This is a genomic window from Streptobacillus felis (genome assembly GCF_001559775.1).
GTDB lineage: Bacteria > Fusobacteriota > Fusobacteriia > Fusobacteriales > Leptotrichiaceae > Streptobacillus > Streptobacillus felis.
In genome coordinates, this window is sequence record NZ_LOHX01000101.1 from 54,197 (window position 1) to 76,173 (window position 21,977).

Annotated in this window: 24 protein-coding genes and 1 pseudogene; 6 read left to right on the forward strand and 19 right to left on the reverse strand. The window is 26.2% G+C overall.

Annotated elements, in window-relative coordinates:
• The first annotated feature begins 40 nt into the window (after nt 1-40).
• The gene (era, locus tag AYC60_RS01770; RefSeq protein WP_067320577.1) at nt 41-940 is read left to right on the forward strand and encodes a GTPase Era; all 900 of its coding nucleotides are present in this window, start codon (nt 41-43) and stop codon (nt 938-940) included.
• A gap of 2 nt (nt 941-942) precedes the next feature.
• A complete protein-coding gene (locus tag AYC60_RS01775) occupies nt 943-2,127 on the forward strand; it encodes an ADP-ribosylglycohydrolase family protein (protein ID WP_082762535.1) in 1,185 nt (394 codons plus the stop codon).
• A gap of 58 nt (nt 2,128-2,185) precedes the next feature.
• Here AYC60_RS01775 and AYC60_RS01780 read toward each other — a convergent pair whose 3' ends face one another.
• The gene (locus AYC60_RS01780) at nt 2,186-3,208 is read right to left on the reverse strand and encodes a hypothetical protein (protein ID WP_067320580.1); all 1,023 of its coding nucleotides are present in this window, start codon (nt 3,206-3,208) and stop codon (nt 2,186-2,188) included.
• A gap of 178 nt (nt 3,209-3,386) precedes the next feature.
• Between AYC60_RS01780 and AYC60_RS01785 the strand changes: the two genes are divergently transcribed.
• Entirely contained in the window at nt 3,387-4,553 is a 1,167-nt protein-coding gene (locus AYC60_RS01785; protein WP_067320583.1) for a metallophosphoesterase, read from the forward strand.
• A gap of 102 nt (nt 4,554-4,655) precedes the next feature.
• Here AYC60_RS01785 and AYC60_RS01790 read toward each other — a convergent pair whose 3' ends face one another.
• From AYC60_RS01790 to AYC60_RS01810, 6 genes are all read right to left on the reverse strand, one after another.
• On the reverse strand, nt 4,656-5,819 hold the full coding sequence (locus AYC60_RS01790) for an ISL3 family transposase (protein WP_067320590.1): 1,164 nt from the start codon (nt 5,817-5,819) through the stop codon (nt 4,656-4,658).
• A 143-nt stretch (nt 5,820-5,962) separates the two neighbouring features.
• The gene (locus tag AYC60_RS01795; protein ID WP_067320594.1) at nt 5,963-6,706 is read right to left on the reverse strand and encodes a MerR family transcriptional regulator; all 744 of its coding nucleotides are present in this window, start codon (nt 6,704-6,706) and stop codon (nt 5,963-5,965) included.
• A gap of 261 nt (nt 6,707-6,967) precedes the next feature.
• Nucleotides 6,968-7,135, reverse strand: coding sequence for a KilA-N domain-containing protein (locus AYC60_RS09665; protein WP_197416921.1), 168 nt, complete (start codon nt 7,133-7,135; stop codon nt 6,968-6,970).
• On the reverse strand, nt 7,132-7,338 hold the full coding sequence (locus AYC60_RS09670) for a KilA-N domain-containing protein (protein ID WP_067320597.1): 207 nt from the start codon (nt 7,336-7,338) through the stop codon (nt 7,132-7,134). Before AYC60_RS09670 ends, AYC60_RS09665 begins: the two co-directional genes overlap by 4 nt.
• Nucleotides 7,339-7,415: 77 nt before the next feature.
• Nucleotides 7,416-7,838: a GNAT family N-acetyltransferase gene (locus AYC60_RS01805; protein ID WP_067320600.1), complete on the reverse strand. Its 423-nt coding sequence runs from the start codon at nt 7,836-7,838 to the stop codon at nt 7,416-7,418.
• Between the two features lie 109 nt (nt 7,839-7,947).
• Nucleotides 7,948-8,367: an NUDIX hydrolase gene (locus tag AYC60_RS01810; RefSeq protein WP_067320603.1), complete on the reverse strand. Its 420-nt coding sequence runs from the start codon at nt 8,365-8,367 to the stop codon at nt 7,948-7,950.
• Between the two features lie 594 nt (nt 8,368-8,961).
• On the opposite strand from AYC60_RS01810, the pseudogene AYC60_RS01815 reads away from it, so the two are divergent.
• Nucleotides 8,962-9,516 (forward strand): annotated as a pseudogene (locus AYC60_RS01815) (5'-nucleotidase C-terminal domain-containing protein); the annotation flags it as partial.
• A 50-nt stretch (nt 9,517-9,566) separates the two neighbouring features.
• Here AYC60_RS01815 and AYC60_RS01820 read toward each other — a convergent pair.
• From AYC60_RS01820 to AYC60_RS01865, 10 genes are all read right to left on the reverse strand, one after another.
• Nucleotides 9,567-9,935 (reverse strand): type II toxin-antitoxin system PemK/MazF family toxin, encoded by a 369-nt coding sequence (locus AYC60_RS01820; protein WP_180135993.1) that lies wholly within the window; start codon nt 9,933-9,935, stop codon nt 9,567-9,569.
• Nucleotides 9,925-10,413, reverse strand: a complete 489-nt coding sequence (locus AYC60_RS01825; protein WP_067320608.1) for a Panacea domain-containing protein — start codon at nt 10,411-10,413, stop codon at nt 9,925-9,927. The genes AYC60_RS01820 and AYC60_RS01825 overlap by 11 nt, the downstream gene beginning before the upstream one ends.
• Before the next feature lie 111 nt (nt 10,414-10,524).
• Nucleotides 10,525-11,358 carry a prohibitin family protein gene (locus AYC60_RS01830; RefSeq protein ID WP_067320611.1) on the reverse strand — a complete coding sequence of 278 codons (834 nt, stop codon included), beginning with the start codon at nt 11,356-11,358 and terminating at the stop codon, nt 10,525-10,527.
• A gap of 9 nt (nt 11,359-11,367) precedes the next feature.
• The gene (locus AYC60_RS01835) at nt 11,368-12,162 is read right to left on the reverse strand and encodes an aldo/keto reductase (protein WP_067320613.1); all 795 of its coding nucleotides are present in this window, start codon (nt 12,160-12,162) and stop codon (nt 11,368-11,370) included.
• A 304-nt stretch (nt 12,163-12,466) separates the two neighbouring features.
• Nucleotides 12,467-13,687, reverse strand: a complete 1,221-nt coding sequence (locus AYC60_RS01840) for a hydroxymethylglutaryl-CoA reductase, degradative (RefSeq protein WP_067320616.1) — start codon at nt 13,685-13,687, stop codon at nt 12,467-12,469.
• Nucleotides 13,674-14,813: a hydroxymethylglutaryl-CoA synthase gene (locus AYC60_RS01845; RefSeq protein ID WP_067320619.1), complete on the reverse strand. Its 1,140-nt coding sequence runs from the start codon at nt 14,811-14,813 to the stop codon at nt 13,674-13,676. Before AYC60_RS01845 ends, AYC60_RS01840 begins: the two co-directional genes overlap by 14 nt.
• Nucleotides 14,814-14,815: 2 nt before the next feature.
• Entirely contained in the window at nt 14,816-15,880 is a 1,065-nt protein-coding gene (locus tag AYC60_RS01850; protein WP_082762539.1) for a thiolase family protein, read from the reverse strand.
• A gap of 119 nt (nt 15,881-15,999) precedes the next feature.
• Nucleotides 16,000-16,416 carry a hypothetical protein gene (locus tag AYC60_RS01855; protein ID WP_067320621.1) on the reverse strand — a complete coding sequence of 139 codons (417 nt, stop codon included), beginning with the start codon at nt 16,414-16,416 and terminating at the stop codon, nt 16,000-16,002.
• A gap of 14 nt (nt 16,417-16,430) precedes the next feature.
• Nucleotides 16,431-16,946, reverse strand: a complete 516-nt coding sequence (locus AYC60_RS01860; protein WP_067320623.1) for a hypothetical protein — start codon at nt 16,944-16,946, stop codon at nt 16,431-16,433.
• 12 nt (nt 16,947-16,958) lie between these two features.
• The gene (locus tag AYC60_RS01865) at nt 16,959-18,311 is read right to left on the reverse strand and encodes a glucose-6-phosphate isomerase (RefSeq protein WP_067320625.1); all 1,353 of its coding nucleotides are present in this window, start codon (nt 18,309-18,311) and stop codon (nt 16,959-16,961) included.
• 256 nt (nt 18,312-18,567) lie between these two features.
• On the opposite strand from AYC60_RS01865, the gene AYC60_RS01870 reads away from it, so the two are divergent.
• A complete protein-coding gene (locus AYC60_RS01870; RefSeq protein WP_067320627.1) occupies nt 18,568-19,656 on the forward strand; it encodes a glycerol dehydrogenase in 1,089 nt (362 codons plus the stop codon).
• Nucleotides 19,657-19,678: 22 nt separating this feature from the next.
• Here AYC60_RS01870 and AYC60_RS01875 read toward each other — a convergent pair whose 3' ends face one another.
• Nucleotides 19,679-20,302, reverse strand: a complete 624-nt coding sequence (locus AYC60_RS01875) for an SdpI family protein (protein WP_067320629.1) — start codon at nt 20,300-20,302, stop codon at nt 19,679-19,681.
• Nucleotides 20,295-20,567: an autorepressor SdpR family transcription factor gene (locus AYC60_RS01880; protein ID WP_180135935.1), complete on the reverse strand. Its 273-nt coding sequence runs from the start codon at nt 20,565-20,567 to the stop codon at nt 20,295-20,297. The genes AYC60_RS01875 and AYC60_RS01880 overlap by 8 nt, the downstream gene beginning before the upstream one ends.
• Before the next feature lie 490 nt (nt 20,568-21,057).
• Between AYC60_RS01880 and AYC60_RS01885 the strand changes: the two genes are divergently transcribed.
• Complete coding sequence (locus tag AYC60_RS01885; protein ID WP_067320633.1) at nt 21,058-21,786, forward strand: transposase; 729 nt, start codon at nt 21,058-21,060, stop codon at nt 21,784-21,786.
• The last annotated feature ends 191 nt before the right edge of the window (nt 21,787-21,977 follow it).

Here is a 21,977-nt window from a genome sequence, read left to right on the forward strand (position 1 = left end):
CTTAGGGTGCATTTTTTATAGAAAATATATTGGAGGAAATATGAAATCAGGATTCATATCTATTGTAGGTAGACCTAATGTTGGTAAATCAACATTGATAAATAAGTTAATAGAAGAAAAAGTTGCTATAGTTTCAGATAAAGCTGGTACAACTAGAGATCAAATAAGGGGGATAGTAAATAAAGGAGAAAATCAATATATATTCATAGATACTCCTGGTATACATAAACCTAAACATCTTTTAGGTGAATATATGACTAATCTCGCTATAGAAACTCTTAACGAATGTGACCTTATACTTTTTTTACTTGATGGAACAAAAGAAATAGGTTTAGGTGATATGTATGTTAATGAAAATATTAGAAATTCTAAAACTCCTACCTATGTAATAGTTAATAAGATAGATAAAATGTCAGATGAAGATATAGAAAATAAGATGCTTGATATAAAAGAAAAACTAGGTGAATTTGATGGAATAATTACTATGTCTTCTATATTTGGTATAGGTACTCATAAAATATTTGAAGTTTGTGAAAAATACCTATCAAATGACATATGGTTCTATCCAGAAGATTACTATACTGACATATCTGTTAATAAGATAGTTATAGAAACTATAAGGGAAAAAATACTACAAAAAACTAAAGATGAAATACCTCATTCTGTAGCTCTTGAAATTATAAATATAGAATCAAAAGACGATAGAAGAAGATATGATATTAATATCTATGTTGAAAGGGACAGTCAAAAAGGTATAATTATTGGTAATGGTGGTAAATTATTAAAAGAAATAGGAATAGAAGCTAGACGTGAAATTGAAGCATTAACAGAATTAAAAATAACTCTAAAACTTTGGGTTAAAGTAAGTAAAAAATGGAGAAAAAATGAAAAAATGCTTAATGAATTGGGTTATGATGTAAAAAAATTTAAAAGGAGATAAACATGCTTGGAGCAATAATAGGTGATATAGTCGGATCACCATATGAATTTGATCAAAATAATATAAAGACTAAAGATTTTAAACTATTTTCAGATAGATCATTTTTCACTGATGATACAGTTATGTCAATAGCTGTTGCTGATGGATTAATAGCAGGATATGGAAATGAAGAATTAACAGAGAAAGAGTTAATAAAATCTTTAAAAAAATGGGGAAAATTTTATCCTGACTCAGGATATGGAATAAAATTTAACAACTGGTTATTTAGCGATGAAACTAATCCATATAATTCATATGGGAATGGTTCTGCAATGAGAGTTTCTTCTTGTGCTTGGATATATAATAACTTAAGAGATGTAGAAAAATATGCAGAAATTACTGCAAAAATTACACATAACCATCCTGAGGGTATTAAAGGGGCAAAATCAGTTGCATCTGCAATTTTTCTTGCAAGAATGGGTGCAACTAAGGAATATATTAGAGAATATATTACTGAAACTTATGGATATGTTTTTAGAAAATGTGATGAAATACGTCCAAATTACATGCATGTAGAAAGTTGTCAAGAAACTGTACCAGAGGCATTTTCTGCATTTTTTGAAGGAGAAAGTTTTGAAGATGTTTTAAGACTTTCAATTTCTTTAGGTGGGGATAGTGATACTTTAGCTGCTATTTCATGTTCTATTGCAGAGGCATATTATGGTATAGATGAAAATATATCTAGTCTAGCTTTTACATATCTTGATGAAACTATTGTTGATTTTCTAACTTACTATTATGAAGCACTTTCAGGACTTAGAGCTGAAAAAATATCTATGATGAATAAAATTTTAGAATATCTACCTTATTTTGATAAAAAAGAAATAGTAAGATGGTTACCTACAAATAATAGAAAAACTCCAGAATTCTATGCAAATTATGGACAAAAGGTAAACGATTTAATAAAACTTATGAATAATCATAACTTTGTAGATTTTGGATATCAAAAGACTATAAAACGGCTTAAAATATCTTCATTTAAAGATGCAATACCTAATGCTAATATGCTTGGTGTAAGAGCTATGCTTACAAGTATTATTAGACGTGAAAGATTTGGTGTTGGAACTATAAGCAGGGCTATAGCAGACGGTTTAGTGTCTGATCTTTTAAGAAGATATCAAGAGATAGTAAATAATATTAATATATAGAAAAAAAGAACATGTTCTCTTTCTTTTTCTGAGCATGTTCTTTTTTCATATAATTATCTTACCATTTATAAGCTAAACCTAATTTAGCATAAGGTGTTGTTGAGTAATACTCTTGTTTATCTCCATCAGAGTTGTATTTAAAGTCGTTTTCAAATCCTAAAGTACCATTTACTGATAATCCTTTAAGAATTTCATAATCTGCTCTTACACTAGTATTTAATTTTGTGTCATATTTTTTAGTATCTACTGAAAATGCAGGAGTTACTAATAATCCTTTTACTGCTTTAATTTCTACTTTATTATCTGATTTAAATCTAACATTTGTAGAAGGATCATATTTCCCTACAGGTATTTTAATTTGATTTATACCTATACCTAATTCATTATCTGAAGTTATTTTTACTTTAGGATTTACTGTATAATCTACTTTTGCTCCTAATCTTACATTAGTATCTATTATAGTCTTTTTAATTTCATCAGAATTAAATAATTTTTGAGTTCCAACACTAACGTTTACTCCTGCTTTTCCAGTTAACGTTAAATCGTTATTAGCATCATAAGAAACATATGCTTCTCCATCAAATGCATTTAAATCTTGTGCTACAAGATCTGTATTTGCAATTTTAACATTTGGAACAAATGTATGTTTATATGCAGCATGTCCTCCTACTGTTACTGAATTAAATTTTCCTTCATTAGCATATTTTAACTCAACTGAAGGACCATAATTACCACCCATTTCATAAGTTAATTTAATATTACCGTATTTTTTAAAATCAGCCTTAGCACTTAATTCACTATTAGCTGCATCAAAATACGTTTCTTTTGCTTGACCTTTATATCCATATCCTACTTTAGCACCTAAAGTTACGAAATCATAAATTTCTACTTTAAGACCTAAGTCATGTTTAACATTAGTATTTTCTACTTTATTATTTTCTTCTTTTGATATTTCATTTGAAACTGTTAAATTAGTCTCTACTTCTCCTCCAAATGGTTTTGCATTTTTAAAATCAAATACCTTATCACTAGCAAATGTTGCAAGTGGTAACATAGTCATTAATAATATATTTTTTTTCATTTAATTCTCCTTTTTTATCTCTTCTTAAAATATGCTTCATTATATCATAGGCATTCTAGCTTTTCAATAGAACTAAGAATTTTCAAATACTTATCATACCAATGAAAAACTTTTGTACTAGACAAATATAAAAAATAGGGTATAATATTTTAATAGACTATTTAAAAGGAGATTTATTATGAAAAAATTCTTATTTTCAATACTATTAGTACTTGGACTATTTTCATTTACTAAAGAAGTTAAAATCGTTTTATTAGAAACATCCGATATTCATGGAAGATTATTTTCTTATGAATATGCTATAGATGAACAAAAAGCTGATAATGGTTTAACAAGAATTTCTACCTTAGTTAAACAACAAAGAGCAGAAAATAAAAATGTTATCTTAATAGATAACGGTGATCTTTTACAAGATAACGCTGCTGAATTATTCAATGATGAAGAAGTACATCCATTAATGAGAGTATTAAATGACTTAAAATATGATGTATTTGTCTTAGGAAATCATGAATTTAATTTTGAAAAAGCATTTTTAGAAAGAAATATAAAAGGGTTTAATGGTGATGTATTGGCATCTAATGTTATTAAAATATCTGATAACAAACCATATGTAAATTCATATGTAATCAAAGAAGTTGATGGTGTTAAAGTTGCTATAGTTGGTTACTTAGTACCTCATATACCTACATGGGAAGCTGCTACTCCTGAACATTTTGAAGGATTAAAATTCTTAAATCCAGAAGAAGCATTAACTAATACTTTAAAAGAAATAGAAGGTAAATACGATGTATTAGTAGGTTCTTTCCACTTAGGAAGAACTGATGAAAAAGGTGGAGATGGTGTTTTAGATATAGCTAAAAAATTCCCTGAATTTGATATTATATTTGCAGGTCACGAACATGCTGTATATAACACTAGTGTAGGTAATGTAAAAATTATAGAACCAGGAAGTTATGGAACTTATCTTGCTAAAGGTACAATAATATTTGATACTGAAAATAAGACAAAAAATGTAACTTTAGAAAACTTATCTACTAAAAATGTTCCTGAAGATAAAGAGATTTTAGAAAAATATTCATATGTACACGAAAAATCCATTGCTTATTCTAACGAAATAGTAGGTAAAGTTACTAAAACTTTCATAGATAGACCTGACTTTATTACAGGAGAAGCAAAAATAACTACTATGCCTACAGCTACTTTAATGGAAACTCCTGTTATACGGTTAATTAATACTGTTCAAAAACACTATGCGAAAGCAGATATTTCAAGTGCTGCATTATTTAATTTTGGTTCTAACCTAACTGAAGGTGACTTCAAAAGAAAAGATGTTGCATTTATATAATAAAGGTTCTTATTAATTAGTGGGGGGATTGATTTTAGAAAAAAATTTTTTGTAATATAATTTTGAAATTTTTTCTTAATCTTTCCCACTTTTTAATTAAACCTAACCTATCCTTAAATGGATAAGCTTTTCTAAATTTTTAAATTTCTTAATACCAAAACTAACCCTTTTAATAACTTTTATTTTATTGTTATATCCTTCTACAAATCCATTATTTATATTGTACACATAAGCATTTATTATTTCCTCTTTCCAATTTTCCAAAGTATCAGATAATCTTTTAGCCTCAGTAATTTTAGATTTATCAAGGTCAACAATTAAACTTTCTATTCCCTTTTTAAATTTAATATCATTTTTAGCTTTAAATAAGTAATAAAATTTCTTTCTAAAATTAAAGATCCCCTTTAACTCACTAGATAATTCAAATAATTTATTTAATCTATATTTTTGTTTCTTAGAATACTTTGAAGTTGGTGATTTAGCTAATAGCTTCCAATATTTTTTTAATTCTTTATATTTAACATCCGAATTAAAAAGCCTTATTCTTACATCTCTTAACATCCAATCAGATTGTCTTAATACATGATATTTATCTGCAACTATTATTGGATTATCAAATGTAGTATTGATTACATTTCTAAATTGCATAAACATATCTGTAACAAATATATTAGGTTTTATATCATTAACCTTAAACCATTCTTTGATTTTAGGTGATTTTCTATTTTCTAAAATATCAACTAACTCTCTATTTTGATTATATATTGCTAATTGATATTTTTCATTATTAGAATTATCCTTAAATTCATCCATATATACTGTTGTAATATTTTCCTTTGAGCTCTTTTTTATTTGCATACTCTCAAAGTAAATATATCCTCTAGAAAATGATATACCCAAGCTTGTAGAAATCTCTTTTATTGTTCTTATCTTTTTTATTTGAATTTCAAATTCTTTAAATACTGTATCAGCTATTCTACATTTAGGTTTAATCATATCTAAATTTGATGTTTTAATCTTTTTACATATTAAACACTTATATCTTTGTTTTTTTACTTTTAGACGAACTATATAACCCATATATGGATTATGTTTAATTGTAACTGTTCTATAATCATGTATATTAGGTAGATTACCACAACACATCTCTCTTTTATCAATCCTGTCATATTCAGCAATAATGGTATTATTCTCTGAAAAATATGATTTTTTTAATTCTAGCCCTTTAAATTGTATTGAAAATGTTGTATAATTATTTTGTTGCATATTTAGTGAACTCCTTTGTGATTTTGTCTTCAAACTTATATTACAATAAATTCACTAATTATGCAATTTTTATTTTTCTACCCAATCCCCCCACTAATTAATAAGAACCTTTTTTCTTCTAATTTTATCATAGCAAATATCCTTTACCTTTTATTTTCTATTTCTACATAATTTTGAATAGAATCACAAACATATTGTGCAACACCATTTCCAAATTTATCTAAATTATTTTTAAATTCTTCATTATATACATATCCATATCCAATTTTAGAAAATATATCTATTTTACAATCAAATCCATATTTACATATTTGTTCATGTAATTTTCTTGCTAGTTCTATATTTTCTTCTGAATTCGTAGCCAATCCTTTTAATAAATTTTCTGAAAAACTGAAGAAAATGTTATTAAATTTATCAATAACTTCTTGTTCCTGCCCTTTTTGTCTCTTTTCAGAGTCATCTACAACTTTTTTTCCATATTTTTCTATGGTTTCTTTTCTATATTTCTCATTATCCTCTTTCGTAAAACCTTTAAATTTTTCTTTTAAATCCATATTAATTTTCCTTTCTTGAGCATCAATTGTATTTTCTAATGTTTTTATTAAGGTTACTAGTTTCTTTTTTTCTTTTTTCATTAAGCTTAATTGTTTTTTTAAATTAGTTAATATTTCTGATTCATTCTCTTTTACCATTCTCTTTATATCTTTTAATGAAAATCCTAAATATTTATAGAATAATATTATTTGAAGTTTTGATATATCATCTTCTGAATAATATCTATATCCATTTTCATACTTTTCGGGAGAAAGCAATCCTATCTCATCATAGTAATGTAAAGTGCGCACAGATACACCACTTATTTCACTAATCTTTTTTATTAAATACATGATAACCTCCTAACTAATATAATTATAAACTATAACGTTATGTAAAAGTCAATAATTTTTTTAATTTAAAGGAAAGTAAACAAATATTTTAAAACTTTTATTTTTAAATTTTTTTATATTATACATTAAAAATCATTTACATTCAACAAAAGTGAGCATTGAATTAAGTCTATAAATTTTGGAAAAATTTTTTATTTTAATAATTTTTTAATACTATTGTACTATCTTCTAATTTTTTTAAATTATATTTATTAGGTTTTTCTAATATAAATTCCATGTTAAAGATAATTTTGATTTTTCATTAGATTTTAATCTTTTATAATTTTGAATTATGTATAGTTTAAATTCTGATGATAACCAAGGTGCTAATTCTAATGCTATATCGCAATGTGCATATGTTCCACCATATCTACCTAATTTTGATACTATTCTGTTTTAAACGTATAGAATTGCACACGGTTAAAATCTTTATTATTTAAAATTTCCCATAATCCAATAAATTCAATAGTATTTCTATTTCTTAACCAATTTTGAATAACAAATCTAGGAGCACCTTCATTCTTATATTTCGCAATATCCGTTAATGAAATATAGTCATTTTTAAAATCTTCTGTATAAACCTCTATTGTCATCCCTTTTCCTCAATTGTTTCTTTTTTCATTTTTGACATCTTAAATTTCCCCTTTCTTTAATATATACTGATTTAAAATTATTTTAGAACTTTTTTTAAAAAATATTCTTTATATCCTTTTGGACTATCTTCAAGGATTCCAAATATCTCAAATCCATTCTTAAGATAAAATTCAACACCTTGAAATTCAAATGAATCTAAATGCACTATATGACAACCATATTTTTTAGCTTTATTTAGTATAAAATTTAATAAATTCGTTCCAATTTTTTTATTTCTATATTCTTTTTTTACCCATAGTGTATCGATATAAAAAATTTTCCATAAAACAGAATATCCTATAATTCCTGCTATCACCTTATTATTTTCCTTAACTACATAAGAAAATTTCTTATAAGGATCTTTTTGTTTTAATTTCAAATTTTCTTTATTATGTTTTAATAACATTTCACTAATATATTCATCTTCTAAATCTGTTGATTTTTCTATATTAAATTTCATAATTTACAAATTTCCTTTCTAAAGTATTTATAACATATATAAACTTATTTAATCATTCCCATTCAGAAATAATTGTAAATTCATTTGGAAGATTAAATATATCTTTTTTTTAAAATAAAGGATAGAAATACTCATTTTTTAATCTTTCAAATTCTAACCATTCAAAAAAATATATTCTATTACCTTCCCTATATTTAAATTTATCTCCTTTTTTTAGTAACGAAGTATCTGAAATATCGATTAAATAGTAAATACATAATTCATGATAATTTAAGTTATCGACATCTTCAGTAAAAAAAGATTGATTTAGCCATAATGGACGTATGATCTTTACAGTTATGCCTAATTCTTCATAAACTTCTCTAATTACAGCTTTTTCTGCTGTTTCACCTAATTTCACCCTTCCACCTGGCAAGTAAAAATAAGGTGATCTGTCATCATGCATTGCCAAAATTTTATTATCGTTAAGAATTATAGCACATACTCTATAATTAAATTTTTCATTACCATGTTTTATAAATATATCCATAGTTGGTCTCCTCCTAAATTATTTCGTACTGTAAAGTTACAAGACGTTTTTTTAATTTTTATTTTTCTATTCAATCCACCTGCTAATTAATAAGAACCTATAAATAATTATGAGAAATATGATATAAATTTTATAGTTTCTAATATAAATAGTTTGTATAAACCAAAATATAATAATAAATCCCCTATAGAAATGTTTTTAAGTTTATACCCGAATAGAATACTAAAAGTATTAAATATAGAGGAAGTTCATGCTGATGAAATTGTTATAAATACATATAACAAAAATAATAAATCATCAACTTAATTTTAACATATATTTAATTTTTTACAAAATAGATTTTGTGCATTTGCTCTAAACAATTATAAAAAATAAAAAATACTTGTGCATCTCAAATTTCCCAATACATTTTTTATTCTAGACCTTTAAATTGTATTGAAAATGTTGTATAATTATTTTGTTGCATATTTAGTGAACTCCTTTGTGATTTTGTAGTCAAACTTATATTACAATAAATTTACTAATTATGCAATTTTTATTTTTCTACCCAATCCCCCCACTAATTAATAAGAACCTATATAATACAGTAATACTCTAGTAGGTGTAAATATTAGTGGAGAAAATTTATTAAAATACATGGAATGGTCTATGAATTTCTATAATCAACTTGAAGAAGATGATTTAACTATAAGTTTCAATCCAAAGGTTAGAGGATATAACTACGATATGTTCTCAGGTATAGATTATAAAGTAGATATTACTAAACCTGCAGGGCAAAGAATAATTAATCCTATGATTAATGGTAACCCATTAGATCCTCAAGCTAAATATAGACTTGCAGTTAATAATTATAGATTTGGGACTATTTCTACTTTAGGTCTAGTTAATGAAGAAGATAAATACTATGATTCAAGTCTAGAAACAGTTGGTACTATGAGAGACTTGATTATTAAATATGTAACAGAAGAACAAAATGGTTTAGTTACACCAAAATTAGATGGAAACTGGGAAATAATTAATTATGATTTCAACAATCCATTATTAGAAAAATTAGCAGAAAAAATAAAAGATGGAAGCCTAAGCATTCCTAAATCAGAAGATGGAAGAACATTGAATGTTAAATCTATTAAAATTCAAGATGTAAAATAGTATTATAAAATGGATGTTTCCTAATTTACAGGAAGCATCCATTATTTTATTTAACTATTATAAACTAAATTTTTATTAAAGCCTTCTAATTTTTTTATTATCTCTACATACTTAATATTATATTCTTCTTTTAAATTACCTATTTCTTTATGTAAGGCCCTTTTATATATTATAGCCTGTTTATGAACTCTAATATATGAAAGTTTTGAAAGATTTAATTTAGGAAATTTTTCTGGATCTATTTCTATATCATACTCAGGGTTATAATACTGTTTTTTTGTAATAGTTGAAACAGGCAATATTATACAATCATTATCATCTGTCTCCCCTATAACTAATACCGGTCTCTCTTTTATCCCTTTACGTTTATTCCCTATATCAAAATATGGAAATAAAGCTATAAACATCTTACCTATCATATATATCACCAATAAAATCTTTAAATTCATCACAATACATATCCCAATAAGTATCATAAACCCTTTCTTTTTCATCAAAAATTAAGCTTATATGTATATTTTGAAAACCTCTATCATCCTTAGATAAATTTTTCCTAGAATATTTCCAGGCTTTTTCCCTATGCGTAAGATTAATTAATCTACCTGCTGAATAGTGCCCATATTTTTGTATAACATTATTAATTAAATATTTATTAAAGGTCTTAATGTTTACTTTTTTTCTTACCATATTCCTATATTCTTTTCTTACCTTAATAGATACAGGCCCATACCTCCATGCCTTCATAGCATCTAAAAAAAGTACCTTCCCTGTATAGAGTATAGATTCTCTCTGAGAAAAATATACTAACTTTTGTAATCTAATTTCATCAATTTCTTTGCCATATATTTCTTCAAATTTTACTTTAATATATCTAGCAACCTCAATTATTTTTTCCATATATTCACCGCCCATACATATTATACAATATAAATTAAAAAAAGTAAATGTATTTTAAGTTTATTTTTAAAATAAAAATCCTGTATGAATACAGGACCTTTAAATATCTATTTATCTTAATACATCATTAATAAGTATTGAAGAAGAACCATCTTGAACTTTAGGTAATTCTCCATTCCATTTTTCTATAGCCATTTTTTGTAGTAATTGTTTACTTAATGAATTACTTTCTATAGCATTGGCTTTAGCTTGTAATTCTTTTTCCTTTAAATTATATTCTGCAAGTTTAACTCTATTTTCAGCTTCTACTGATAATTTTTCTTGTTCAGCTTTAGCCTTTTCTACAGCCTGTTCTGCAACTTTTTTCTGTTCTATAGCTCTTTCATATTCATCTGAAAAATCATGATTGACTATGGATATATTTGAAACATTTAATCCATAAGTTTCAAAATCATCTTTTAAATCTTCAAAAATTAATCTAGAAATTTCAGTTCTTTTTGAAACAAACTCCTCTATAGTATATTTAGAAATTGTAGCCTGTACTATTTCTCTTACCCTAGGTCTAATAAATCTTGATTCATGATTACCACGAAATGCTTTATATAGTTTTTCAGGATTTGAAATACTAGCTTGTACATTTAATTCTATATTTACAGTTTGTATATCTTTTGTAGATACATTTAAAGATAGATCTTCTCCATTTTCTTTAGTGAAATCATAAATTTTTTCTCTAATTTCTAACATATCCTTTGATTGTATAAATGGTATTTTAAAATTTAGACCTTCACCATCTATCTTATTTACCTTACCAAAAGTTGAAATTATAGCTACCTCCCCCGTATTAACAGTATAGCAACTAGAAACAACCAATAAGATAGATGCTATGGCTATAAATATTGTAATTATACTCTTATTTCCTATTTTAAAGTTATTAATATTATTCATTATTCACCTCTAAATCTTTCTATCATATGGAAATTCATCAGGATCAGCACTAAATCTTTTCCCTTCATCCATTAAATCAATTTTTATTAAATCTTCTTCAGATAATACAAAATTTTGTGATTTGAAATTTTCTATAATTCTTGAAGGTGTCTCTGATTTAGGTATGGCATAAATACCTCTTTGTATATGCCAATTAAGTATTACTTGTGAACTCGTGACATTATATTTTTGGGCAAGTGCAACAAGTGTTACATCATCTAAGTATTTAGCCTTGGCTATAGGCATCCAAGCCTCTACTTGTATACCTTCTTTCTTTAAATACTCTCTTAATTCAGGTTGTGAAAACTTAGGATGTAATTCCACCTGATTAAAGAAAGGTTTAACAGAGCAATTTTGCTTTAATTTTTCTAAATGATGTATTTTAAAGTTACATACACCTATTTCTTTTACTGCACCTTCATTTTTAAGTCTTTCCATAGCCCTGTATGACTCAATAAATTTTTCTGGATTCGGCCAATGAGTTAATAATATATCTACTTTACCATCTAATAATTTATGACTTCTCTCAAAAGATCTTAAAGTATCATCATAACTCATATCACTAGGCCATACCTTAGTTGTAATTACAAGTTCATCTTTAATTTTACAAGTTTTTAAAAAATTTCCTATAAATTCCTCATTTTTATAAAAAGTTGCTGTATCTATCAACCTATATCCAGAATCTACAGCTGTTTGTAAGGCAACCTTCATTTTTTCTTCATCTGTTAATTTGTATACTCCAAATCCTAACTTCCCTATATTCATTATACATCCTTTCTTAATTACATTTCACAAATAAATCCATAAAATCTCATGGTTTAAGTTTTATTAGTTTCCATTTAATTTGTATTGTAGTTCTTTAGAAAGATATTTTTTATTATTTGATAAGTATCTTTATTAATCCATTCATCAACTAATAATAAAATACTCTTTTTATCTTCCACTAGCTTTTTGATTATCTCCCTTACCAACTTAAATATTCTATAAAAAACATGTATGATTTTCTGTAAATGTATATCATAACAGAATGGTTTATACCCATTTCTCCAATATTCCAAAAAATTTTTTTCTAATCTATATCTTTAATTTTTTCATTAACCTTGTCTAATGTAATATGAGTTTCATTTTCAAATAATTTTTCTAATTTTTTTATTTTTTCATTACTTAAACCTAAATAAACACCGAAAGATTTAAGTTGTAATTTCATGTGACCTTTTTGTATACCTACAGTAACCAATGCTTTAAGTGCTGCAAAATTTTGTGCAAGACCTACGCAAGCTGTAATTTCAGCAAGTTCTTTAGCAGTAGGATTCCCTAATATCTCAAGTGAAATTTTACTTGTAGGATGTAAATTTACTGAACCTCCAAAACTTGCTATAGCTAAAGGTATTTCTATACTACCATGTAATCTACCATCTATGTATTTCCACGTAGTTAAACTTTTATATCTTCCATCTTTTGAAGCATAGGCATGTAATCCTGCCTCTATTGCCCTCCAATCATTACCTGTAGCTAAGGCTATGGCATCTATACCATTAAATATCCCTTTATTATTAGTTACAGCTCTATATGTATCTACATTTGCAAACTCTATAGCCTTTTCTATTCTTTTACCTACTGATTCTTCAATTTCTATAGAACATTCAGCTTTTACCATACATGAAGTAGAGTAATTAGATATTATACTCATAAGTTTTACTCCTCTACATATTTCTATGATAATAGGTGCTATAGTTTCAAGCATAGTATTTACAGTATTTGCTCCCATTGCATCCTTGGCATCTACATAAAGATAAATAATTAAAAATTCTCCTTTTTTCTCTATCTTTATATCCCTTGCTCCTCCACCTAAATTAACTATGTTAGGCTGAGAATTATTAGCAATTTCAAGTAATTGTGTCTTTTCTTTTAGTATGTCATTCTTAGCCTTTTCAAAATCTAAAATATCATATATTGCTATTTGCCCTATAATCAATCTTTCATCTATTTTTGCACTAAATCCACCATTTGCCTTTATTATTTTAGCTGCATTACAAGCTGCTGCAATTACAGATGGTTCTTCTATAGCAAAAGGTATTACATATTCCTTATTATTTATTAAGAAGTTAGTCGCTATACCTAAAGGTATTCCATATATACCTATTTGATTTTCTATAAATTTATCTGCTATTTCATTAGTTAATACTTTACTATCCATTAAATTATTAAAGTTTTCAACACCAATATTACCATTTTCTTTTAATAATTTAATCCTATCTTTCCTACTTTTTTTATAGCTATCTTTCCACATAATATATCCTTTTATGATTATGTATTTCTTTTAAATATACATCATTTTCAGTTTTTTCAAATTCTATATTTCCGTTTTCATCTAAAATGATATCTTCAAAAAATATTTTTTCATAATCTTCTATACTGTATTTTTTTCTACCATTTAACTTATTTTCAATATATTCCTTATTTAAACTATTTCTAAAATCATTTGCAAGTGTAACCGAAAAAAATTCTGACACTGCTCCAGATCCATAGCTAAACATACCTATTTTATCCCCTGCTTTAATATTTTTAGAATTTAATATTAAAGAAATAAGGGAAAGATATAGGGAAGCAGTATATATATTTCCCACTCTTTTATTATATACAACAGATGATTCAAACTCATTTAATAATTTCTCATCATTTGTAATGCTATTTAAACCTTTATATGCCATTTTTGTATATGGTACATGTAAACAAATAGCCTTGAAATCTATATCATTTTTTCTTCTATACTCTGAATAAGACTTACTTAATAATTCTAAATATTTTTCAACAGAAAATTTACCATCAACTATAGCATATTTAGAATATGTAGGTCTCCAGAAATCCATAACATCTTCAGTATATGAAACCTCATCATTATTAAATATTATCATGCTAGGGTCTTTAGAAACTAACATAGATATAGCTCCTGTACCTTGAGTAACTTCTCCACCTGTATTTTTACCATATTTTGCAATATCAGCTGCAATAACTAATACTTTTGAATTTGGATTTAATGCAATATGTGCCTTTGCATAATCAAGACCTGCAGTAGCTCCAAAACAAGCTTGCTTTATTTCTATACATTTACAAAAACTATTTATTCCTAAATAATTTTTAATATATATACTTGCTGCTTTTGATTCATCTATAGAACTTTCTGTACCAAAAATTATTAAATCTATAGATTGCTTATCTTCATCTGTTAATATGTCTTTTGTTGCTTTAATTGCAAGAGTTACTATATCTTGATTACTTGATGTAAAAGACATCTCCATTTGCCCTATACCTTTAGTATACTTTTCTACTTCAACTCCTCTTGCTATAGCTAATTCTTTTATATCTATGTATTTATCAGAAAATTCTACTCCTATTTTATCTATTCCTATATTCATATTTATCTTTCAATTAATATTGAAATTCCTTGGCCTCCTCCCACACAAAGAGTTGCAATTCCTCTTTTTAAATCTCTTCTTATTAGTTCATGAACTAATGTTACCACTATTCTTGAACCACTAGCTCCTATAGGGTGACCTATTGCTATTGCACCACCATTTACATTTATTTTTTCTTCAGGTATATTTAATTCTTTTATAAAGGCAAGAGAAACAGAACTAAATGCTTCATTAGCTTCAAAAAGATCTATATCCTCTACACTTAAATTAAATTTTTCTAATAATTTTTTTGTTGAAAATATAGGGGCAAGACCCATATATTCAGGATCATATCCAACTGTAGCAAATCCCCTAATATTTGCTAAAACTTCTAAATTATTTTCTTTAGCATACTTTTCATCTGCTAAAACTAACATAGCTGCACCATCATTTATTCCTGATGAATTCCCAGCTGTAACTTTACCATCTTCTTTAAATACTGGTTTTAAATTAGATAATTTTTCTCTCTCCATATTAAATCTTGGATACTCATCTATCATATCATTATATATTTCAGCTTTAAAATATCCATTTTCAATAGCATTTTGTGCCTTTCTTTGTGAATTAAAGGCATAATCATCTAATTCTTCTCTCGTAAAATTATATTTTTCTACTATATTTTCTGCAGTAATACCCATATGCGTATTAGAAAAGGCATCTGTTAATCCATCCTTTAACATATTATCGCTACCAGTCATCTTTTCAACTCCACCTACTAATACCACATTATTATTACCACTTACTATACTACTATATCCAAGTTCTATTGCCTTCATTCCTGACCCGCATACCATATTTATTAAATATGCAGGAACTTCTTTATCTATATTACCATTTACAGCTATTTGTCTTGCTATATTTTGACCTAAATTATTTGCTAAAACATTCCCAAGTATAACTTCATCAATTTTTAAATTTTTAGTAATACTTTTAACTAATTCTGCAGAAAAATCTACAAGTTCTATATCTTTATACATACCACTATATTTACCTATAGCTGTTCTCATTGCTTTAATTATTGATACCAATTTTTCCTCCTAAAAACTTATATACCCTAATTATATCTTTTATTTAAAATTTTATCAACAAAAACAACTTTATTTTATCTTAGAAAAAAAACAGAAGTAAATTTACTTCTGTTTATTCTTTATTTATGATCATGTTCAAAGTGTTTTGCATAACCTTTTGTAGCTCTTCCAACTTGGAAGTAATTTGAAACTTTTCCTTTTATTTCTACAAATGCATCAGTACCCTTAATACCTAAAACTACTGACTTATCTTCATTTGCAAACATTTGACCTGACGCACTTTTAATTTCTTCTAATTCATATTCAACTCCATCAACTCTAACAAAAGCATCATCTCCTTTAATTACTACTAATACATGTGAGTGTGCTTCTCCTTTTACATTGTGGAAGTTGTATATTACTTCATCTTCTAATACATGCTCATGTGCATGTGCTTTTTCCTCTTTTACCATTTTACCTGTAGCTGTCATTGCATTTGAATTAGCAAATCCATTTAATGCTAATAATAGCATAGGTAATACCATTAACTTTTTCATCATACTCTCCTTTTTTATTTTATATCTAAACTACCTTTTAGATCATCTGTCATAAATTGCATAATTTCATTTCTACTAATATCTGATAATTTCCATTCACCATTTACTTTTTGCATTTTAACATTAAATGATTTTTCTGAATATTTAATATTATTCTTATCTATATTAGTTAAATAATCTACTATACTTTCATTAAATTCATCTTCACTGTTAATTTTACCAGCAAAAGTTTCTTTTACCATTTTTTGTAACATATCTGTTAAGTAATATTTAATATCTATTCTTTTAACATCCATTTTTACTTCAGAATTTTCACCATTTTCTTTAGCTTCTCCTATAGTATATGTAAAATCACTTAAAAGATTATTAACTGCATTAGATATGAAATCATCTCTTTCTAAAAATTTTTCTTGTTTTATTACTTCCATTTCCTTAGATAAAACTTCTTTAGATTTACCTTCAACAGAACAAGAAATAAGTGTAATCAATGTTAATACCACCAGAAAAAAACTTTTAAACATTTTCTTCATAACTTTTCCTCCTTATTTATTTTCAAGTCTTGCTAATAACTTTTTAGTTTCTTCTTCAAATCCAGGTTTTTCAAGTAAAGCAAACATATTTCTCTTGTATTCTTCAACACCTGGTTGATCAAATGGATTAATTCCTAACATATATCCAGCTATTGCAACTGCTTTTTCAAAGAAATAGAACATATATCCTAAATGATATGGAGTTGCTTCAGGTATATTAATTACAAGATTAGGTACATTTCCATCTACGTGAGCAAGTATAACTCCTTTTGCAGCTTGTTTATTAACATAGTCTATACCTTTTCCACTTAAGTAATTTAATCCATCTAAATTTACTTCTTCTTTTTCTATATGTATATCAACTTCTGGTTTATCTATTAAAAGCACTGTTTCAAACATAGTTCTTCTTGCCTCTTGTATAGATTGACCTATAGAGTGTAAATCAGTAGAAAAATCAGCACTTGTTGGATATATACCTTTCCCATCCTTACCTTCAGATTCTGCAAATAATTGTTTCCACCATTCAGCGATATAGTGTAATCTTGGTTCATAATTTGTTAATATTTCCATATTTTTACCTTTATTGTATAAAAGGCTTCTAGTTGCTGCATATATCATAGCATCATTTTCATAATATTCTTTAGTTGAATAATCAACCATAGCATCATGAGCACCTTGCATTAATTCATCTATATTTATACCTGCTACTGCTATAGGTAATAATCCTACTGCTGTTAATACAGAAAATCTTCCTCCTACATTATCAGGTACAACAAAAGTTTCATATCCTTCACTAGTTGCTAAGTTTTTTAATGCTCCTTTAGCTTTATCTGTTGTTGCATAAATTCTCTTAGATGCTTCTTCTTTACCATATTTTTCTTCTAATTTTTTCTTAAATACTCTAAATGCTATAGCAGGTTCAGTAGTAGTACCTGATTTTGATATTACGTTAATAGAGAAATCTCTATCTCCTACTAAGTCTAATAAGTGTTGTAAATATACAGGGGACATATTAGTACCTGCAAAATATATTTCAGGAGTTTTTCTATCTTCTTTTCTCATATTGTTATAGAAAGTATTAGATAAAAATTCTATAGCAGATTTTGCTCCTAAGTATGATCCACCTATACCTATTACTATTAATACTTCTGAGTCACTTTGAATTTTTTCACTAGCTTTTTTTATTCTAGCAAATTCTTCTTTATCATAATTTTTAGGTAAATCTAACCAACCTAAGAAATCATTACCTGCTCCAGTTTTATCCATAAGTATTTTATCTGCAAGTTCTACAAATGGTCTAATTTGTTCATATTCATGTTTTCCTATAAAAGGTTTTACATAAGTTGTCTCTAATCTTAATTTCATTCTTATTCATCCTTCTTTCAAAATTTGTTCTCTATTTATTAAGTATATACTAAAATCAAATTTCTTTCAATAGTTAATATATATTTTAAACACTTTTTATTAGCTTGTAAATAACAGTGAATTATAAAAATATTTTTTTTGCATTATTAACACTTAATTTTGAATTATTACAATATTTTAACACTGAAATAATTTTTTGAAAAATACAAAAAATAAGGTATACTTTAGTGTATAAATTACACTATGGAGGTATGTTATGACTAGAAACATTTTTTCGCCATCAAAATATATACAAGGTTTTGGTGAAATCAAAAAATTAGCAGGTTATTTCAAAAATTTAGGAGAAAAAGGAGCGTATATTTTAGTAGATAAATTTGTATATGACAAATATGCAGCAGATATTAGATCAAGTTTTGAAACTGAAAATGTAGCTCATCACTTAGAAGTATTTAACGGTGAATGTTCTAAAAATGAAATAAATAGAAATATTGCTTTACTAAATGAAAAGGGATTTGATGTAGTTATTACTATAGGAGGTGGAAAAACTATAGATTGTGGTAAAGCAACAGCTCATTATTCTAAATTACCTATGATAGTAGTTCCAACTATAGCTTCAACAGATGCACCATGTTCAGCTCTTTCAGTAATATATACAGACAGTGGAGAATTTGAACAATACCTATTCTTAAAAGCTAATCCAAATATAGTTGTTATGGATACTGATGTAATAGTTAATGCACCTGCAAGATTACTTGCTGCAGGTATAGGTGATGCCCTTGCAACATATTATGAAGCAAAAGCTTGTCTTGATTCAAACTCTAATACTATAGCAGGTGGAAAACCATCTAAAACAGCTATAGCTCTTGCAAAACTTTGTTTAGACATCATCATGGAAGACGGAGTTAAAGCTATGGCAAGTTGTGAACAAAAAGTTGTTACTAAAGCATTTGAAAATGTTATAGAAGCAAATACTTACCTAAGTGGTATAGGATTTGAAAGTGGAGGACTTGCTGCTGCACATGCTATACATAATGGATTAACAATACTACATGAAGGTCACTCTATGTACCATGGTGAAAAAGTTTCATTTGGAACTATTACTCAGCTAGTTTTAGAAAATAGATCTTTAGAAGAAATAAATAAAGTTATAGATTTCTGTAAATCAGTAGGACTACCTACTTGTCTTAGAGACTTAAATATGGATAAAGTTTCAAGAGAAGCTCTATATGAAGTTGCTAAAGCTTCAGTAGCTCCTGGTGAAACTATACATAATATGCCATTTGAAGTTACAGCTGATGATGTATTCGCAGCATTACTTACAGCAGATAAATTAGGTTCTAGATAATAATAGGCACTCGATTGAGTGCCTATTTTACTATCTTTTTATACAATAAATATGAATAAATTACAGGTAAAATTAAAGGTATAAATGAAATGAGAAATATATTAGGAATTAATATAGACGCCATCATCAATATTCCAGATATCACAAACATTTTACCTCCAAATCTATGTGTTTTATTCCAATTTTCCTCATCATTTAAAGTCCAAGGAGTTCTAATCCCTATAGTATAGCTTTGTTTACATTTAGGCAAATAATTTCCAAGCACTATAAATAGAAGTCCTATTGGAAAATGTATAATTTTGCCAACATTAATATTGTATCCACTTATCATTAAATAAGTAGAAAAAAATACAAAATTTGAAATTATAGGTAATAGCCATATACTATTTTTATATAAAAATGTCTTATTATTTTCAATATTTTTAGGATCTTCTTTAATAGAAAAGGCTAAAAAAGCATTCATAAAGGCAAATAAAAGTGGAAGACCAAATATGAAGACTTTCTTAGAAGAATATCCATCAACTTCACCATTAAGATTAAAATGTGAAGGTATCATTTCTGGTAGTTTTGAATATATTGTTAAACCAAATACCATAGGTATTAAACAAAGTATTATTGAAATTATTATTTTTTTCTTATTAAACATTTTTATCATCTCCTTTAAAATTGTTAAACCATAGAATTAATTCTTCAAAAACTGTAATATTTAATTCATAATAAATATAGTTTTTAAATTTAGTTTCACGAATTAATTCTGCTTTTTTCAATAAATTCAAATGATAAGAGACCGTTGGAGCTGTAATATTAAAAGAATTTGCAATATCTCCAGCACTCATTCTTCCATTTTTTAAAAGCATAAGTATTTCTCTCCTTATAGAATCTGAGAGGGCTTTAAAAGTATCTTTAAACATAATATCACCTCTATTTTGATAGTTATCTAATTAGATTATATTCTAAATAGATAGAAAAGTCAATATATTTTGTTAAAAAAAGGTGATTCGGGATTTTAAAAAAATCCTTTAATCACCTCTTTCTTTTCTGTATAATTTAGTTACCACAAAAAACTATCAGAAAGGAGTGATAAAAATGGTCTCTAAACTCAAATCTATCTTCTCCAAAACTATTTTAGCAAATTCTATCAGGAATTCTACCATATTGAAAACTCTATAGATAAATTTCTTGCTTGTGGTGATCTAAACAAAAGTTTCATTACATATAGATGTAATATGTGTAACTTCCAACATAAAATGAAACTTACTTGAAAATCTAGATTATGTAATTCTTGTGGATATAACTACTCTATTGTTAATCAATTAATTAATCCCTCATAGACATGTTCTTTTTACTGTACCTAAAGATTTTAGACTATTTATCGATTATGATAGAAATATTCTTTCTAAAATGGCATCTGCTATTAATTATAAAAATTTCTTTACTGATTCTGATATTATTCACTACAGTATAATTACTCATATTCATGCTATTGTTTCTCTTGGTGGTTTAAACAAAAAATTTCAATATAAAAAAATTAAATATTTTCACGTTAATTCTATTGCTAATCAATGGAAATATCTCCTTTGTAATTTAATAAATAATGCTAATTATCCTAATAATAATATTAAACTAAAAGCTAAAGAATATATCAGATTTTTCTTTAATATTGGTGATAATTATGTTAATGATCCTAAAGGTATAATTAAATATCTTGCTAGAGTCCCTATTGCTGAGTATAAAATTGTTGATATTAATTTTAAAAAGAATTATGTTACTTTTATGTTTAATGATTTAGCTAATAATAAAGAAATTACTTATCATACTTTATCTATTCAAGAGTTTGTTGCTAAATTACTTTTTCATCTTCCTTACAAACATTTTAAGATGATTAATAGATTTGGTTTCTATTCTAGAAGAAAATCTTCTAAACTTAAAGCTGCTCTTACTTTATTTAAATCTGAACTTAAAAAAGTTCCTTCTCTTTTTAAAAAGAACTTTAAGTCTATTTGGGATTTAGATCCTTTTATGTGTCCTAATTGTAATACTTATCTTGAAATTTTTGAACTCTTTGTAAGTAGTCCTTTTGGCCGACCTATACATAAAATATATAACCCTAATGGCCTATTGTTTAAATAGGTAATTTTGTATTACTTTAAAATACATATTTTAATATATTTTTTTAATCAAGCATAATTGTTATATGATTTTATACAATTCTATGCATTTTATTGAGTTTCTAATTTCTTATAGAATAAAAAAAGAAGCCAAAGGCTTCTATGTATTCTGTTTTAAATATTAAATGGCGACCTTGGAAGGACTCGAACCTT